Source organism: Pseudomonas sp. PDM22 (assembly GCF_014851965.1).
Taxonomy (GTDB): Bacteria; Pseudomonadota; Gammaproteobacteria; order Pseudomonadales; family Pseudomonadaceae; genus Pseudomonas.
The window spans coordinates 1-255 of record NZ_JACVAR010000057.1 but is presented as its reverse complement, the minus strand read 5'-3'; the positions used below and the strand labels follow the sequence as shown (position 1 = coordinate 255).

Below are 255 nucleotides of genomic sequence, written 5' to 3'. Positions count from 1 at the left end.
CCGTACAACACGCAAATTGTTTGGGTGTTATATGGTCAAGCCTCACGGGCAATTAGTATCGGTTAGCTCAACGCCTCACAGCGCTTACACACCCGACCTATCAACGTCGTAGTCTTCGACGGCCCTTTAGGGGAATCAAGTTCCCAGTGAGATCTCATCTTGAGGCTAGTTTCCCGCTTAGATGCTTTCAGCGGTTATCTATTCCGAACATAGCTACCCGGCAATGCCACTGGCGTGACAACCGGAACACCAGAG

The 255-nt window shown here is 51.0% G+C and carries 1 rRNA gene; it reads right to left on the bottom strand.

Annotated elements, in window-relative coordinates:
• Nucleotides 1–31: 31 nt before the first annotated feature.
• Nucleotides 32–255, bottom strand: a 23S ribosomal RNA gene (locus IB255_RS31375); the annotation flags it as partial.